General features: G+C 66.7%; 17 protein-coding genes and 1 tRNA gene. 11 read left to right on the forward strand and 7 right to left on the reverse strand.

Translation table 11 applies throughout. The features are described 5' to 3' along the window. Nucleotides 1-76: 76 nt before the first annotated feature. Complete coding sequence (rpsA, locus tag ACWIE7_RS10910; protein ID WP_452100154.1) at nucleotides 77-1549, reverse strand: 30S ribosomal protein S1; 1473 nt, start codon at nucleotides 1547-1549, stop codon at nucleotides 77-79. Between the two features lie 92 nt (nucleotides 1550-1641). Between rpsA and ACWIE7_RS10915 the strand changes: the two genes are divergently transcribed. After that, complete coding sequence (locus ACWIE7_RS10915) at nucleotides 1642-2445, forward strand: class I SAM-dependent methyltransferase (protein WP_454058674.1); 804 nt, start codon at nucleotides 1642-1644, stop codon at nucleotides 2443-2445. A gap of 101 nt (nucleotides 2446-2546) precedes the next feature. On the opposite strand, the gene ACWIE7_RS10920 is transcribed toward ACWIE7_RS10915, so the two are convergent. The 4 genes from ACWIE7_RS10920 to polA form a co-directional block, all read right to left on the reverse strand. Further along, complete coding sequence (locus ACWIE7_RS10920) at nucleotides 2547-3308, reverse strand: amino acid ABC transporter ATP-binding protein (protein WP_454058673.1); 762 nt, start codon at nucleotides 3306-3308, stop codon at nucleotides 2547-2549. After that, nucleotides 3305-4288 carry an amino acid ABC transporter permease gene (locus ACWIE7_RS10925; RefSeq protein WP_454058700.1) on the reverse strand — a complete coding sequence of 328 codons (984 nt, stop codon included), beginning with the start codon at nucleotides 4286-4288 and terminating at the stop codon, nucleotides 3305-3307. The genes ACWIE7_RS10920 and ACWIE7_RS10925 overlap by 4 nt, the downstream gene beginning before the upstream one ends. 22 nt (nucleotides 4289-4310) lie before the next feature. Then, nucleotides 4311-5210, reverse strand: coding sequence for an ABC transporter substrate-binding protein (locus ACWIE7_RS10930; RefSeq protein ID WP_454058672.1), 900 nt, complete (start codon nucleotides 5208-5210; stop codon nucleotides 4311-4313). Between the two features lie 139 nt (nucleotides 5211-5349). Further along, on the reverse strand, nucleotides 5350-8130 hold the full coding sequence (gene polA, locus ACWIE7_RS10935; protein WP_454069251.1) for a DNA polymerase I: 2781 nt from the start codon (nucleotides 8128-8130) through the stop codon (nucleotides 5350-5352). A gap of 79 nt (nucleotides 8131-8209) precedes the next feature. Between polA and ACWIE7_RS10940 the strand changes: the two genes are divergently transcribed. Then, a tRNA-Leu gene (locus ACWIE7_RS10940) sits at nucleotides 8210-8283 on the forward strand. A 15-nt stretch (nucleotides 8284-8298) separates the two neighbouring features. Here the strand turns inward: ACWIE7_RS10940 and ACWIE7_RS10945 are convergent. Both ACWIE7_RS10945 and ACWIE7_RS10950 read right to left on the reverse strand, forming a co-directional pair. Continuing rightward, nucleotides 8299-9393: a tyrosine-type recombinase/integrase gene (locus ACWIE7_RS10945; RefSeq protein ID WP_454069252.1), complete on the reverse strand. Its 1095-nt coding sequence runs from the start codon at nucleotides 9391-9393 to the stop codon at nucleotides 8299-8301. Between the two features lie 73 nt (nucleotides 9394-9466). Then, complete coding sequence (locus tag ACWIE7_RS10950; RefSeq protein WP_454069253.1) at nucleotides 9467-10099, reverse strand: helix-turn-helix domain-containing protein; 633 nt, start codon at nucleotides 10097-10099, stop codon at nucleotides 9467-9469. A 111-nt stretch (nucleotides 10100-10210) separates the two neighbouring features. On the opposite strand from ACWIE7_RS10950, the gene ACWIE7_RS10955 reads away from it, so the two are divergent. The 9 genes from ACWIE7_RS10955 (at nucleotide 10211) to ACWIE7_RS10995 (ending at nucleotide 16389) form a co-directional block, all read left to right on the forward strand. After that, entirely contained in the window at nucleotides 10211-10393 is a 183-nt protein-coding gene (locus tag ACWIE7_RS10955) for a helix-turn-helix transcriptional regulator (RefSeq protein WP_454069254.1), read from the forward strand. Further along, entirely contained in the window at nucleotides 10390-10992 is a 603-nt protein-coding gene (locus ACWIE7_RS10960; RefSeq protein ID WP_454069255.1) for a hypothetical protein, read from the forward strand. The genes ACWIE7_RS10955 and ACWIE7_RS10960 overlap by 4 nt, the downstream gene beginning before the upstream one ends. Continuing rightward, complete coding sequence (locus ACWIE7_RS10965; protein WP_454069256.1) at nucleotides 10989-11240, forward strand: hypothetical protein; 252 nt, start codon at nucleotides 10989-10991, stop codon at nucleotides 11238-11240. The genes ACWIE7_RS10960 and ACWIE7_RS10965 overlap by 4 nt, the downstream gene beginning before the upstream one ends. Continuing rightward, nucleotides 11237-11536 carry a hypothetical protein gene (locus tag ACWIE7_RS10970; RefSeq protein ID WP_454069257.1) on the forward strand — a complete coding sequence of 100 codons (300 nt, stop codon included), beginning with the start codon at nucleotides 11237-11239 and terminating at the stop codon, nucleotides 11534-11536. The genes ACWIE7_RS10965 and ACWIE7_RS10970 overlap by 4 nt, the downstream gene beginning before the upstream one ends. Next, nucleotides 11533-12078, forward strand: coding sequence for a hypothetical protein (locus ACWIE7_RS10975; RefSeq protein ID WP_454069258.1), 546 nt, complete (start codon nucleotides 11533-11535; stop codon nucleotides 12076-12078). Before ACWIE7_RS10970 ends, ACWIE7_RS10975 begins: the two co-directional genes overlap by 4 nt. A gap of 585 nt (nucleotides 12079-12663) precedes the next feature. Next, complete coding sequence (locus ACWIE7_RS10980) at nucleotides 12664-14073, forward strand: terminase TerL endonuclease subunit (protein WP_454069259.1); 1410 nt, start codon at nucleotides 12664-12666, stop codon at nucleotides 14071-14073. Continuing rightward, nucleotides 14070-15353: a phage portal protein gene (locus tag ACWIE7_RS10985; RefSeq protein ID WP_454069260.1), complete on the forward strand. Its 1284-nt coding sequence runs from the start codon at nucleotides 14070-14072 to the stop codon at nucleotides 15351-15353. Before ACWIE7_RS10980 ends, ACWIE7_RS10985 begins: the two co-directional genes overlap by 4 nt. Then, complete coding sequence (locus ACWIE7_RS10990) at nucleotides 15350-15952, forward strand: VG15 protein (protein WP_454069261.1); 603 nt, start codon at nucleotides 15350-15352, stop codon at nucleotides 15950-15952. The genes ACWIE7_RS10985 and ACWIE7_RS10990 overlap by 4 nt, the downstream gene beginning before the upstream one ends. Continuing rightward, a complete protein-coding gene (locus ACWIE7_RS10995) occupies nucleotides 15949-16389 on the forward strand; it encodes a hypothetical protein (RefSeq protein WP_454069262.1) in 441 nt (146 codons plus the stop codon). Before ACWIE7_RS10990 ends, ACWIE7_RS10995 begins: the two co-directional genes overlap by 4 nt. The last annotated feature ends 6 nt before the right edge of the window (nucleotides 16390-16395 follow it).

Genomic DNA, 16395 nt, shown 5'->3' on the forward strand with positions numbered 1-16395 from the left:
CCGCTCCCCTATCTCGGGAGCGGGCCGGGGCCGTGCATAGTGCTACGAGACGGCTAGCGCCTCAGGGCAGCGAGGATCACTCGCCGCCGGCCAGCTTCGCGCGCAGGGCGGCGAGCTGCTCGTCCGACGCCAGCGAACCGCTGGTCGACTCGGCCTGGCTGGCCTCGGCGGCCGGACGCGAGGCCGGAGCGGACTCCGACGAGTAGTTGGTCGGCGCGGCCTCGGCGGCCTCCGCGGCGGCGGCGCGTCCCTTCTCGATCTGGGCGGTGTGCATCTTGTGACGACGCTCGGCCTCGGCGTAGCGGGCCTCCCACTCCTCACGCTGCTTCTCGAAGCCCTCGAGCCACTCGTTGGTCTCGGGATCGAAGCCCTCGGGGAAGATGTAGTTGCCGGCCTCGTCGTAGCTGTCGGCCATGCCGTACTTCGACGGGTCGAACTCCTCGGTGTAGTCCTCGTCCGCCTGCTTCAGCGAGAGCGAGATACGACGACGATCGAGGTCGATGTCGATGACCTTGACCATGGCGTCGTCGCCCACGGTCACAACCTGGTCCGGGACCTCCACGTGGCGCTCGGCCAGCTCGGAGATGTGCACCAGGCCCTCGATGCCCTCCTCGACGCGCACGAACGCGCCGAAGGGAACGAGCTTGGTGACCTTGCCCGGGACGATCTGGCCGATCGCGTGGGTCCGAGCGAAGTGCCGCCACGGATCCTCCTGCGTCGCCTTGAGCGACAGGGAGACGCGCTCGCGATCCAGGTCGACGTCGAGAACCTCGACGGTGACCTCCTGACCGACCTCGACGACCTCGGACGGGTGATCGATGTGCTTCCAGGACAGCTCGGAGACGTGGACGAGGCCGTCGACGCCGCCGAGGTCCACGAACGCACCGAAGTTGACGATCGAGGACACGACGCCCTTGCGGACCTGGCCCTTCTGCAGCTGGTGCAGGAACTCGGAGCGGACCTCGGACTGGGTCTGCTCGAGCCATGCCCGGCGCGAGAGCACGACGTTGTTGCGGTTCTTGTCCAGCTCGATGATCTTCGCCTCGAGCTCCTTGCCCACATACGGCAGGAGGTCGCGGACGCGGCGCATCTCCACCAGCGAGGCGGGGAGGAAGCCACGGAGGCCGATATCGAGGATGAGGCCGCCCTTGACGACCTCGATGACGGTGCCCTTGACGGCCTCGTCCTTCTCCTTGAGCTCCTCGATGGTGCCCCAGGCACGCTCGTACTGGGCGCGCTTCTTGGACAGGATCAGACGTCCGTCCTTGTCCTCCTTGGTGAGGACCAGAGCCTCGACCTCATCGCCCACCTCGACGACCTCACCCGGGTCGACATCGTGCTTGATGGACAGCTCACGCGAGGGGATGACGCCCTCGGTCTTGTAGCCGATGTCGAGCAGAACCTCGTCGCGGTCAACCTTGACGATCGTGCCCTCGACGATGTCACCATCGTTGAAGTACTTGATCGTGGCGTCGATGGCGGCGAGGAAGTCCTCGGCGGAGCCGATGTCGTTGACGGCTACCTGCGGGGACGTGGTGTTGGTGGTCATATGGTGGGGTGCTCCGAGGTGGATAGGAATCGTAGGTGGGCGGGAAAAACGCGAGCGTGTACGCACGCGACCGTCAACTGTACGCTTCCAGCGTGACGTCCACAAACCCCCCTGGACATGGAGAGTCTGTCCGCGCCTCCCGCACGTGGTGGGATTCCGAGGCCACCGAATATCACGCCACCCACGGGGACTTTCTCGGCGCCCACTCCCCCGACGGCGAGTTCGTCTGGTGCCCGGAAGGCCTGCACGAGGGCGACTGGCGGTTGCTGGGCGAGGTCGAGGGCCGCGATGTCCTCGAGATCGGTAGCGGCTCGGCGCCCTGCGCTCGCTGGATCGCCGGCCGCGGCGCCCGGGCCGTGGCGGTCGACCTCTCCGCGGGCATGCTCCGCGTGGGCGCGGAGGCCGCGAGCAGGTCCACCGGCCCGGCTGCATCGGTTCCTCTGATCCAGGCCGACGCCGGGCGGCTGCCCTTCGCCGACGACAGCTTCGATGTGGCGTTCTCCGCCTTCGGCGCGATCCCGTTCGTCGCGGATTCGGCGGGTGTGATGGCCGAGGCCGCCAGGGTGCTCCGTCCGGGAGGGCGCTTCGTGTTCTCCGTCAACCATCCGATGCGGTGGATCTTCCGCGACGACCCGGGGGTCGACGGGCTCGTCGCCGTCTTCCCGTACTTCGACCGGTCGCCCTACACGGAGTACGACGACGGTGAGCTCACCTACGTCGAACACCATCGGACCGTGGGCGACCGGATCCGGGAGCTGGTCGCGGCCGGCTTCGTCGTCCGGGATCTCATCGAGCCGGAGTGGCCCGAGTGGCTGGACCGGGAGTGGGGCCAGTGGAGTCCTCTGCGCGGGGGGATCTTCCCCGGCACCGCGATCTTCGTGGCCACGCTGCCCTGACATCGCGAGGCCGCCCGTTCGGTGGCCACCCGCGGTCCTGATACACGCGTCCCCTCGCGGGTGACAGCACACGAGGGGACGCGATCCGGCGGCATCGGCGGTCACAGGATCTTCGACAGGAAGTCCTTCGTCCGCTGCTGTGTGGGCGCTCCGAGCACGTCCGCGGGCTTGCCGGACTCGACCACGACCCCGTTGTCCATGAACGCGACGGTGTCGGCGACCTCCCTGGCGAAGCCCATCTCGTGGGTCACCACGACCATGGTCATCCCGGCCTCGGCGAGATCCCGCATCACGGCGAGCACCTCGCCGACCAACTCCGGGTCGAGTGCCGAGGTGGGCTCGTCGAACAGCATGAGCTTCGGCTCCATCGCCAGCGCTCGGGCGATGGCCACCCGCTGCTGTTGCCCGCCCGAGAGCTGAGCGGGGTAGGCGTCGGCCTTGGCCGCGAGGCCGACCGTCTCCAGAAGTCTCCCGGCCCGCTCGGTGGCCGTCGCGCGGGATTCGCCCTTCACCAGCATCGGCGCCTCGATGATGTTCTCGAGTGCGGTGCGATGCGGGAAGAGGTTGAAGTGCTGGAACACCATCCCGATCTCGCGGCGCTGCCTGGCGGCTTCCTTGGGTGAGATCTCGTAGAGCTTGTCGCCCTTCTGCCGGTATCCCACCAGCGCGCCGTCGACGTACAGGCGTCCCGCATCGACCTTCTCCAGGTGGTTGATGCACCGCAGGAACGTCGACTTGCCCGATCCGGACGGACCGACGAGACACAGCACCTCACCGGCGCCCACCTCGAGGTCGATGCCCTTGAGGACCTCCAGCGACCCGAAGTTCTTCACTACCTGGTCGGCCTTGACCATCGGCGTCATCGGTTCCCCCCGGGCTGGTCGGTGACGGTCGGACCCGCGGCCCCGCTGGCGGCCAGTGACGACGGGGTCAGCCCCTCGGCATCGGCCAACGCCCGCAGCTGCTTGCCGGTCAGCTTCCGGGTCGCGCCGCGGGAGAACCGCTTCTCGAGGTAGTGCTGGCCCACCATGAGGACGCTGGTGATCACCAGGTACCAGGTGGCCGCCACGAGCAGCAACGGGATGGGCTGGAAGTTGACCCCGGAGATGTCGCGGGCCTGCCCGTACAACTCCCCGGAGAACGGGATCGCCACCACCAGCGAGGTCGTCTTGAGCATCGAGATGAACTCGTTGCCCGTCGGCGGGATGATCACCCGCATCGCCTGCGGGAGGATCGTCCGACGCATCGTCTGACCCCAGGACATACCCAGCGCCGTGGACGCCTCGGCCTGCCCTTCCGGAACCGACGAGATGCCGGCGCGGACGATCTCCGCCATGTAGGCGGCCTCGTTCATCGCCAGACCGATCACGGCGAGCCAGAAGGCCGAGTAGAGGACCATCGTGTCGTCGAACCGGATGAACTGGATCTCGGTGAACGGGATCCCGAACTGGACCTGCCGGTAGATCGTGAAGACCAGACCCCAGAACAGCAGCTGGACGTAGACCGGTGTCCCACGGAAGATCCACAGGTAGACCCAGGCGACCGACTTGAGCACCGGATTGCTGCTCATCCGCATCACCGACAGGATGATGCCGAGGACCACCGCGAGGATCATCGACAGCAGCGTCAGCGCGATCGTGTAGAACGCCGCGGTACCGAACCGGGTGTCGAACAGGTACCGGCCGTAGGTGTCCCACCCGTAGGCGGGATTGGTGGCGGCGCCCCAGATGAACAGGAACACCAGGACCAGGACGACGACCGCGGAGACCCATCGCCAGGGATGCCGCAGCGGCACCGCCTTGATCGGTGTGGGCGCCGACCCCGAGGGTGTCCCGGTACCCATTTCCGTGCTGCTCACGGAGCGGTCACTCCCGGATCTCGGACTGGGAGATCAGCCCGTTCTCGACGCCCCAGTTGGTGGCGATGGTCTCGAAGTCACCGGATTCGATGAGCTCGTTCGCGGCCGCCTGAAGGGCCACGGCCAGCTCGTTGCCCTTACGCACGGGCCAGCCGTACGGCGCGGAGTCGAACACCTCGCCGACGAGCTGCATTTTTCCGCCGGACTGCTTGACCGCGTACGCCGAGATCGGGGAGTCCGCCGACATGGCGTCGACCTTGCCCAGCGCGACGGCGGTGGAGGCCTCGTCCTGGGTATCGAACTGGACCTTCGTGATCGCGGGCTTGCCCGCGGCGACACAGGCTTCGCTGCGTGCGGGCACATCCTCCTGATCGGAGACGGTGGTGCGCTGGACGGCGACCCGCAGCCCGCACGCGTCATCCGGATTCACGTCGCTGCCCGCGGCGGCGGCCCACTGGATCCCGGCCTCGAAGTAGGTCACGAAGTCGACGGTCTCGAGCCGCTCGGCGTTGACCGTGAACGAGGAGGCGCCCATGTCCATGGTGCCGCCCTCGATGGCGGGGATGATCTTCTCGAAATCCGACTCGCGGAAATCCGCCTCCAGGCCCATGACCGCGGCGACGGCATCCATCACGTCGATGTCGAACCCGACGATCTCGCCGTTCTCGTCCTTGAACTCGTTGGGCGCGTACGGGGTGTTGGTGCCGATCACGATGACCCCCCGCTCGCGTAGTTCCGCCGGGACGAGCGCGGCGATCTCGTCGTTCACCTCGACGGCCACCTCCTCACGCGGTTCACCGGAGTCTTCCGGCCCCTCGGTGTTGGTGGTGCAACCGGTGAGCACGAGGGCCGCGGTGGCGGACATGGCCAGGGCGGCACGCAGTCCGCGCCGTGAAGTGAAGGTCATGACAGGCCTTTCAGGCGTTGTTTAGCCGAATCTGCAATGAACCTAGGGCATCCGGGGACCGGCACAAAATGAATCGGCCGTATCGGATCAGGGTCAGTACGGGATCTGAACGTGGACGGATCGGGGACCCGTCCGGGGTTCAGTGCGCGGCCTCGTCCCAGTCGGGCCCTGTGCCGGTGGACACGTCGAGCGGCACGTCCAGCTCGATGGCCGAGTACATACGATCCACCACCAGGTCTCGCACCTCGTCGAGCTCCCCCTCGGCGACCTCCACCACGAGCTCGTCGTGTACCTGCAGCAGGAGCCGGCTCTTCAGCCCGCGCTCGGAGAGGTCGGCATCGACCCGGAGCATGGCAGCCTTGATGATGTCGGCGGCGGTGCCCTGGATCGGCGCATTGAGTGCGGCCCGCTCGGCGTTCTCCCGCTTGAGCCTGTTGTCCGAGTTGAGCTCGGGCAGGTACCGGCGGCGACCGAACAGGGTCTCGGTGTAGCCGTCCCGCCGCGCCTGTTCGACAACGGCCTTCAGGTAGTCGCGGACCCCGCCGAACCGTGCGAAGTAGGCGTCCATCTGCTCGCGCGCGTCCCCCTGGCTGATCCCGAGCTGCGCGGCCAGACCGAACGCGCTGAGGCCGTAGGCCAGTCCGTAGCTCATGGCCTTGACCCGGCGCCGGAGCTCCGGCGTCACCTCGTCGATCGGCACGCCGAACGCGCGCGATCCGACGAACGAGTGGAGGTCCTCGCCGGTCCGGAACGCCTCGATCAACCCCTCGTCACCGGACAGGTGTGCCATCACGCGCATCTCGATCTGGCTGTAATCCGCGGTGAGCAGGCAGTCGTATCCCTCTCCCACGACGAACGACTGTCGGATGCGGCGCCCGTCCTCGGTACGGACGGGGATGTTCTGCAGGTTGGGGTCCGTCGAGGACAGCCGCCCGGTGGCGGCGACGGTCTGGTTGAAGGTGGTGTGGATGCGCCGGTCGTCGCCGATGGTCTTGATGAGCCCCTCGACGGTGGTGCGCATCTTGGTGGTCTCGCGGTAGAGCAGCAGCGCCTCGAGGAACGCCCGGCCGGGGGTCTCGCCGGTCTCCTTCGCCAGCAACTCCTCAAGCGCCTTGGCGTCGGTGGTGTAGCCGGTCTTGGTCTTCTTGGTCTTGGGCATGCCGAGTGTCTCGAACAGCACGACCTGCAGCTGCTTGGGCGAGCCGAGGTTGATCTGCTCACCGCCGATGGCCGCGTACGCCGCCTCCTGCGCCTGCCGGCCACGGTCGGCGAACCCGTCGCGGAGCTCGTCCAGTGCGGCACCGTCCACCGCGATCCCGAGCGACTCCATCCGCGCCAGCACCGGTACCAGCGGAAGTTCCATCTCGGCGAGCAGCCGGGCGCCGTGCACCTGCTCGAGTTCCACGTCGAGACGGTCCGCCAGATCGACCACCGCGCGGGCGCGGGTCGCGGCCGCGTCGGCGTTCTTCTGCTCGACCTCGGCGTCGTCCTCCTCGTCGAGCAGCGACAGTTGCTTCTCCCCCGCCTCGACCTCGGGGAGCTCCCGCTGAAGGTGGCGCTGGTACAACTCGGCCAGCCCGTAGCTCCGTTGGCCGGGGCGCACCAGGTAGGCGGCGAGTGCCACGTCCATCGTGACCCCGCCCAGGGCGAGACCGCGCCCGACGAGGGCGTGGGTGGCGGCCTTGGCGTCGTGGAGGGCCTTGGCCACCGCCTCGTCCGAGAGCCACGCCTGTAGAGCCTGCTCGTCGGCGGGGCCGATCGCCGCGAGGTCGAGGTGGCCGGAGGCGCCTCCCGCGGCGGCGATGGTGATGGTCTGCGCGTCGCCCGCGCCGGGCTTGGACGGTCCGACGACGACGACGCCATGCCGCTGCCCGGCCGGCGCGTGCGCGGCCAGCCAGTCGGAGACCTCACCGGCGTGCAGGACCGAGGCCTGCTCGAGTGCGACCTCGGCGACCGGCTCGGGTGCCCCCTCCGGCAGGAACGCCTTGAGGAAGCGGTCGCGGGCCTGCGGCCCGAACTCCAGGCGGTCGAACAGCGCGTTGACGTCCGCTCGCTCCGGGGCGTGGCGGACCAGATCCGGGAGCCCGACGCCGAGGTCCAGGTCGCGGGTCAGTTCGGTGATCCGGCGATTGAGCTGCACCTGCGGCAGATGCTCGCGGAAGCTCTCGCCGACCTTGCCCTTGACCTCGTCGGCGTGGGCGATGAGCTCGGACAGTGATCCGTACTGGGTGATCCACTTTGCCGCCGTCTTGTCCCCGACCTTGGGCACGCCCGGCAGGTTGTCGGAGGTGTCGCCACGCAGCGCGGCGACGTCCGGGTACTGGGCGGGGGTCACGCCGTACTTCGCCTCGACGGACTCCGGTGTGTACCGGGCGAGCTCCGAGACCCCCTTGACCGGATACAGGACCGTCACCGCGTCCGTGACGAGCTGGAGAGCGTCCCGATCGCCGGTGCAGATGAACGTGCTCGAGCCCGGGGCCGCCGCGACGGTCTGGGTGGCGAGGGTGGCGATGATGTCGTCCGCCTCGTGGCCCTCGAGCGACAGAGTCCGCACCCCGAGCGCGGCGAGCGCCTCCTGGATGAGCTCGACCTGCCCCTTGAACTCCTCGGGGGCGGCGGACCGGGTCGACTTGTACTCCGGGTACTCGGCCGTGCGGTGCAGCGTCGCGCGGGAGACGTCGAACGCCACCGCGAGGTGCGTCGGCTCCTCCTCCGTCACGAGATTCGCCACCATGGACAAGAAGCCGTAGACGGCGTTGGTGTGCTGCCCCGATGCGGTGGAGAAATTCTCCGCCGGCAGCGCGTAGAACGCCCGGAACGCCAGTGAGTGCCCGTCCAGGAGGAGCAGACGCGCGGGCCCGTCCTCGACGACGGCGGTGGACGGGGTACTGGCTTCGACGGTCTGACTCGTGGTGCTCACACCGCCACTCTAGGGCGGGCGTCGGACAGACGCTCGACGGTCGTCGGTTAGACTTTCCGACCAGCGGCTCGCCGCGCCCGCCCCCGTAGCCCAATTGGCAGAGGCAACGGATTCAAAACCCGTCCAGTGTCGGTTCGAGTCCGACCGGGGGCACGAGGAAGACGCAGGTCATACCGTGTTACGTAGCGGTATGACCTTCTTCTTTTCCTCCTCGGTACGCAGAGAGTACGCACGAGATTCCCCGAGGTTCGCCGCAAGGTGATCGAGATCGTCGTCAAACAGGTGGCCGTACCGGTCCAAGGTGAGGGTCGCTGTGGCGTGTCCAAGCATCCGCTGAACAGCCTTGATGTTGGCCCCGGACTGAATCGCCAGCGACGCCGCAGTGTGGCGCAAGTCGTGCGGTGTCATCCCCGCGATCGGCCGCGCAGCGTCGAACTTCACCCGGTACGTCCACGACGTCAGGAACCCGCCGATCGGTGCCTCAAACACAAGATCATCGTCATCGAGCCCCACAATCACCGGGCGCAACTCCTCGACGAGGAACGCAGGCACCGGTACCGAGCGGTGGGCGTGAGACTTCGGTGGCCCCTCCAACAACTCCTTGCCGACCCGCGTCACCGATTGAGTCACCTGGATCCGGCCCCGCTTTAAGTCGACGTTCCTGGCCCGCAGCGCCACAGCCTCGCCCCACCGCAGCCCCGTGTAGGCCAGCACGAGGGTCAGGACGCGCCACTCCCCCATTCCCGCGGCGAGATCCTCCACCTGGCGGTGAGTCAGGTATCGGCGCTCAAGCGTGACCTTCCGCGGGAGATCCACCCCGACGGCCGGATTCAGCGGGATATGTCGCCGCTTCACCGCGTAGTCGAGCACCCCTCGCAGCACTTGATATGCCTGGATCGTGCGAGATGCTGAGAGTCCCTTCTCGGTGTCTCGGACACCCTTGGACCGCATATCCGAGATCCACGCCTGGACCGCCTCGTGAGTGACGTCCCCGACCGGCACGTCCTCCCAGCGGGGCAGAACCAGCGTGTCCAGTAGTCCGCGGTAGCCCTCCAATGTCTTGGGCTTGAGCTCGCCCTTGGTGGCGTACCAGCCCTCGGCCAGCTCCTTGACGAGAACCTTCTTCTTGGCCGGCTGGACGTAGGTTCCAGTGACGAGATCCGCGGTGACCTCGTCGAGCCAATCTTCCGCGTCACGCTTCCGTTGGAACCGCTTGGTCTGCTCCCGGCCGTCGTCGTCGACGTATCTGGCACGCCAACGCATCCCCTGACCGTGGAGCCGAGTCGGTTCCTTGGTGCCCTTCTTGGTCCACAGATCCTCGACGCCAGAACGACGGTTACGAGTCGGATTCATCTAACTCTCGCCCCTGATCGAACTCGAGAGCTGACCGGTTGATCGCCTCGGCCCAATGCGCTCGATCTGTCTGGTAGTACAGCACGTTCTTCATCGCCTGTTCTGCCTGTGCTTGCGCATCCTCAAGCGACTTTTCGGCGGCCTCCATCAATTCACGCGCCCTTTTTCGATCTAGCTGTTCCTCTTCTGGCCCAGGCCCGTAGAACACCGAGAGAGGCGACATTCCCATTACTTCGGATATCGCCACCGCCTCCGCCACCCGTAGTGGGCGCGAACCGTTCTCAATCTTGGCGACGGTTGTCTGGTGCATCTCGAAGCCTCTTGATGCGAGTTCTTCAGCTATCCGCGCCTGCGACCATCCTCGGACCTTTCTCCAATCCCGAAGCTTGGCACCCAGAGCTTTCTCGTAGAGCTCAGCTCTCTCCCGCGAAAGTTTCGCGACCGCAGCTTCGCCCTCTCCAAGGTGCTTCTCAAGGGCCATTCGGAGTTCTCGGGTCGCTGCGAGATCACGCTTCCGGATCTCCATTGACTTCTTGATGGATTCGGGATCGCTGTAGTCCACGTCGTAGAGAGCGTCGTCGGATCGCTCAACTCTTGGGAGATCATCGTCAGGCATGACCGGAAGTGTATGCCCCAGTTGCTTAACTTCCAAGCATGGCGCTTGCGGGGTGCCGTAGCTGCTGCTACATTCGTGCTGGGCTTGAAAGTCAAGCCGTAGGAGGTTCAAGTGGCACCCACACTGCTCAACGTCGAGGAGGTCGCCGCGATGCTTCGCAAGACCCCCGCTTCGTTCCGATGGATGATCCAGAACGGCACCGCCCCCAAGGGCGCGAAGATCGGCGGACGCCTGTACTGGCGCGAATCCGACGTCCTGGACTGGATCAACGCACAGTTCGAGAAGGCGTCGTGACCCGCATGACCCCGGCCCAATACGTCGCCGGAACCAAGAACGCCACCGGCGGAGGAGCTGCAACTCCTACGTCCACCAGTGGCGTCCAGATGCCCACCCCTGAGAAGGAGGACATGATGTCCAATACTACCCCCGCCCGCCCGTGGCTCGATGAAGCCACCGCCCTCCACCTCACCGACGCGGACCTCGCCAAGCTCGACGACCAGTTCGCACAGTGGCCCGAGGACCACGCTGCCTCCCTCGGAATCGACCTCGTGGAGTACCTGCGCGACTGCGCCGCCTACGCCGCCAAGGTCCGGATGATCATCGGCACCGACGAGATCCCCCTGCCCAACTTCTCCACCGTCGACCGACACAGCCAGTGGGAACTCGACGAGCACGAAACCGACGTCTTCCGCACCGTCACTGCCCAGTACGTCGATGTCGACTCACTCAACGCCACCCTCGAGGCCGACCAGTACGCCGTCTCCGGCCGCCTGGACCTCCGTGTCTACATCGAGGAGGGCGGCACCAACGACCCGGAGCGGCTGAGGCAGTGGGCAACGGATCTCCTCGCCGTGGCCGATCGGTGGACCGAGATCAAGGAGGCCCAGGCATGACCAACTTCTTCTCCATTCACAACGGGGAAGTGATGCTCTCCCTCGAAGGTATGGCCGTCCTGTTCGGTCTCCCCGTCGCCGAGATCGAGGAAGCCGCCCGCCGAGCCAACACCAACGAGGGATGGCTGATCCCCGAGGACTGGATGCGCCGCGGCCGACTCCGCGCCAAGGAAGCGCAGGCCGCCACCGGGCAGGAAGACATGGAATCCGCACTGAGCTACTGGGTCGGCAAGGAGGGCATCCGATGAACGATCACCTGGAGCAGATCCACGAGGACGGCCCCGACGAGTGGAGAGAGCACGCCCGTGGCGTCATGGACTGGCTGGCGTCCGAGGGACAGCCGTTCGACTCCATGCACCTGACCGAGCTCGGAGTCCCGGACCCGCACCACCCCGGCGCATGGGGAGCCCTGTTCCGCGTCTACTCGAACCGCGGTCTGATCGAGCCGCTCGGATTCGAGTACTCCCGCCGGCCGACCCGCTCCGGTGGGATCTGCCGGACCTGGCGCGGCACCGACAAGGCGAGGAGGAACAGCGCGGCATGACCTGGACCAAGCTTGGCACCGAGTTCTTCGACGAGCTTGTCGACCGCGAGTTCAAGCCGGACCTCGATGATGCGTGCCAACTGACGCACGCCCAAGCTGTCCACTTTGTGTACTCGATCGAGGCGATGGACGGCACGTTCCCCAAGCGTGCCGTCCGTCGGTTCGCCACCAGTGACCGAGCGACCGAGGCAGCGCGAGAGCTGGTGCGCACTGGCGTATGGGAGGACACCGGAGAGCGGTACCGGATCCGACACCACCTCGAGGTAGTCCGACAGTCCCTGTTCGCGCAAACCAGCAAGCGCGAGAAGGACCGCGAGCGGCAGCAGAAGCACCGGAACACCAAGGCGGCAAAGGCCACAGGTGTCACGACCGATGTCACGCGTGACGTCGCCGCGACACAGACAGACAGACAGACAACCAAACAACCAGACAGTGACAAGAAGCACCACGAGATCCGCACTCAAGAAGTCGATGACTGGGACGAGAGGTTCGGTCCGTCGTCTGTGCCGTGGGATCCGCAGCCCGTGAGGAGATCAGCATGATCAGGTTGGAGTCCGTATCCGGGTTCTCGGTGTCTCGTCGTGTCCGATGGGTGGTCCTGACTGTCGGGTCGGACCGATACCTTATCGACCCTTCAGAGGCCGTCGAGCTATCGAACGCCTTGGTCGATGCCTCGGAGCAGGAGGTGACCGAGTGACCCTCAAGCGGCCGTGTCTCAAGTGTGGGGAACCGACCCACGGTTCGTGGTGCCCGGAGCACAAGCCGCAACCGTCGAAGTCGCGCCGGGATCGCGGGTACGAAGGCCAGTGGCGCAAAGTCTCGGCCCGCGCCCGCAGGATCCAGCCCTGGTGCTCAGACTGCGATGCGACCACCGACCTGACCGCCGACCACACACCCGAAGCCTGGCGACGCCACGAGCAAGGTCTGCCCATCCGACTCGAGGACGTCGACGTCGTCTGCCGCCCCTGCAACTCCCGGCGCGGACACATCCGGGGGGACAACCCCGGGTGGAGCGACGGAGCACCCGTCGGCAAGGCATCGGGACGAACTCAAACCCCTGGGGGTATTCGGTGAAGGGCGGTCCGAAGGGGCCGAGGGTGATGGATCCGCTTCCGTGGAGGCCGCGGATGCGGGGGTCGGATCAGTTCGTGGAGTTCTGCCGGCGGTTTCTGGTGACGCCGAAGGGTGCGGGGGCGAAGAAGCCGATCCGGGTTCGTGATTGGCAGAAGGATCTGGTGGGGACTCTTCTGGATGATGATCGGCCGCTGGTGGTGTGGTGTCTGCCTCGTGGTCAGGGGAAGTCGACGATCACCGCAGCCCTCGCCCTCCATCACGTTTTCATGTCTGGGATCGAGGGTGCCCGCGCTGTGATCGTGGCCCAGGACGAGCGGTCCGCGACTCGGATGCTGACGACCGCGGCGCGGATGGTGGCGCTGAACGAGGAGCTGGACTCGAGGGCGTGGGTCTACAAGGACCGCATCACGATTCCTGGCACGGATTCGCACATTGTGGCGCTGCCGGGTGAGGCTGCCCGGATCGAGGGTGAGGATGCGTCGTTGGCGATTGTGGACGAGGTCGGCATCGTCCGCCGGGATGCGTTCGAGTCTGCGCTTCATTCGACGGGTAAGCGGGCCGGGTCGAAGCTTCTGGCGATTGGTACGCCGTCGCCGCCGTCGTGGCGCGAAATGTCGCCGCTTCTGGATCTGGTGCTTGATGGTCGCGCTAACCCGGACGGTGCGGATCTTCGGGTGGTGGAGTATTCGGCCCCGATCGGATGCGCTGTGGATGACGAGGAGGCGTGGGCGGCCGCTAATCCTGGTCTGGATGATCTGGTCCAGCGGTCCGCGCTCCGAGCGGCTCTGCCTCCTCGCTCGCGTGAGTCGGAGTTTCGGCGTGCTCGGCTCGGTCAGTGGGTGGAGCAGGATGATGCCGCTTTTCTTCCGCCGGGGACGTGGCCGAAGTTGTCGACCGGCCGCGGTGTCCCGGACGGGGAACGGGTGGTCCTGGCTCTGGACGGTTCGTTCAACGGGGATGCGACCGCTCTGGTCGTGGCGACGGTCGACAAGCAGCCGCACATGGACGTGGCCGGCTTGTGGGAGCCGCCGGACGGGGACGAGTCGTGGCGGGTGCCGATCCTCGAGGTGGAGCAGACGATCCGGCAGGCGTGCCGCCGCTGGAACGTGCTCGAGTTGACCGCCGACCCGTTCCGGTGGGCTCGCACCTTGCAGCTCCTGGACTCCGAGGGCATCCCGGTGACCGAGTTCAACCAGACCTCCGCTCGCCTAACCCCGGCGACGACGGACGCGTATCAGGCGGCGATCAACGGCGAGATCTCGCACAGCGGGAACACCGATCTGGCCCGCCATGTCGGTAACGCGACGGTGACCGAGGACGCCCGAGGGGTGCGGCTGGCGAAAGAGAAACGCGGCTCTCATCGCCGTATCGACCTCGCGGTGTGCGTGGTCATGGCCCATTCACGAGCGACGTGGAGGGCATCAACGAAGAGACGAAAGAAAGCGAAAGGGTTTCGATCATGAACGACCTTCTCACCGGCCTGTTGCAGCAACTCGACGCGCCTGCGGCTCGCCTGGACATGCTGGACCGCTACTACCACGGGGAGCAGCCGCTCGCGTTCCTCGCCCCGGAGGCCCGAGACGCCCTCGGTAACCGGCTCACCACTCTGGCGACGAACATTCCGCGCCTACTGGTGGACTCGATCGCTGAACGTCTCCGCGTCGTGGGATTCGACCGGGACGACATCTGGCCGGCGTGGATCGGCTCTGATCTCGATCAGCTCGCCCCGCTGGCACACCGGGAGGCTCTGACCCTCGGAACGTCGTACGCGATCGTGTGGGCGCATCCTGACGGGTCTCCGAACGTGTCTATCGAGTCCCCCCGTCAGGTTGCGGTGCTCAGGGATCCGTCGACCCGCCGGATCGTCGCCGCGGTCAAACGTTGGCGCACCGCCACCACCACCGAGGCGGTTCTGTACGAGCCGCACCGCATCACCCGACACTCGGCGAACTCGGCCGGCGCCACCACGGTCGGATACCGCACCGTTGACGTGATCGACAATCCGCTCGGTGTCGTCCCGGTCGTCGAGTTCCGCAACGCCACCCGACTGTTGCAAGAGGGACGCTCGGAAATGGCGGACGTGCTGTCACTGTCCGATGCTCTGTCGAAGCTCACCGTGGACATGCTGGTCGGGTCGGAGTACACCGCCCGCCCCCGCCGGTGGGCGACCGGCCTGGAGCTCGAGGAGGACGACGACGGTAACGAGGTCTCGCCGATCTCCGAGGGCGACCGGATGATGATCAATCAGGAGCCGGACGGGAAGTTCGGTCAGCTTCCCGGTTCGGATCTGTCGGGGTACGAGACCGCGATCGGGACAATCATGCGCCAGATCTCCGCGGTGTCCGGTCTGCCGGAGCACATGCTCGGCATCGGTGGCGACAACCCCACGAGCGCCGATTCGATCCGCGCTTCCGAGGCCGCGCTCACGGCCAAAGCGGAGGCCCGTCAGCAAGCATTCGGCAGGTCGTGGGAGCAGGTGGCCCGCCTCATGGTCGGTGTGCGTGACGGTGTCGATCCGGAGCGTGTCGAGGTGCGTGTCCGGTGGGCGGACGCGGCGACCCGCTCGATCGCGCAGGAGGCCGACGCGGTGACGAAGCTGTACGCGGCCGGCCTGTTGCCCGCCACAACCGCGCTGGCACGCCTGGGGTACTCCCCGGACGAGATCGAGCAGATCCGCGCTCTGCGTCGCGCTGAGGCTCTCGACAATGCCGGGGTGGACGTCCTGCGAGGTCTGGCCTCATGAGTTTCCGCGCCGAGCTGATCGGTCTCGGGTCGACCGCCGAGAAGTCGGTGATCGAGGTGTATCGCCGGTTCCTCGACGGGACGATCACCCGCGACATGGCCGTCGAGCTGATCTCGGTCCTGGTGCAGAAGTTCAACCTCCAGGCCGCCGCGCTGGCTGACCTGTCGCTCGCCGCGACGCTCATGGTGGAGACCGCCGCGCCGGTCCCGGTCACCGCGACGTCGACCGCCGTGGAAGTGGACAGGCTGTCCAAGGCCGCGTCGACCGCGCTGACCGTAGCCGAAGCATCCGAGGTTCCGGAGGCGATCATCGCCCGCCTGGCCCGCGCTGAGACGTTCAACGCCGGCCAGGACGCCTACAGCACCGGGATCTCCTCCTCGCCCCACACAGCGGGCTGGATCCGCGGCATCTCGCCGAACTGTTGCCAACTCTGCGAGTGGTGGTGGCGAGAAGGCCGCGTCTGGCCAAAAGCTCACCCGATGCCCAGGCACAAGGGCTGTACCTGTTCACCGATCCCCGTGGTCCGTTCCGACATCAAGTCGACCGGCCACACTCGTCGCCTCGCCGCCGAGGCCGCTATCGAAGGAGTACCCGCATGACCGACCAGCCCACCGACGACGTCACCGAGGATCGCGTTTCAGACGCGACCCCCGAGGATCAGATCTCAGATCCGACCCCCGAGGGTGACAGCCCAGATGCGACCCCCGACGAGCCCGAGACGTTCCCCCGCAAGTACGTGGAGGAGCTCCGAGACGAGAACGCCCGATACCGCCAGCGAGCCGGGCAGGCTGACGAGCTGGCAAACCGGTTGCACCGCCTCATGGTCGAGCGAACCGGCCGCCTGGCAGACGCGGACGATCTACCGTTCGATCAGGCGCACCTCGACGACGAGGATGCCCTCAACACGGCGATCGAGGATCTCCTCGCCCGTAAGCCGCACCTCGCCTCACGTCGGATTGTCGGAGACGTAGGGCAGGGTGTCACCGACAACGCCCCCACTGACCTCGCCGCGATCCTGCGACGAGCAGCCAACTGAAAGGAA

It is taken from the genome of Dietzia sp. NPDC055343, assembly GCF_053645265.1.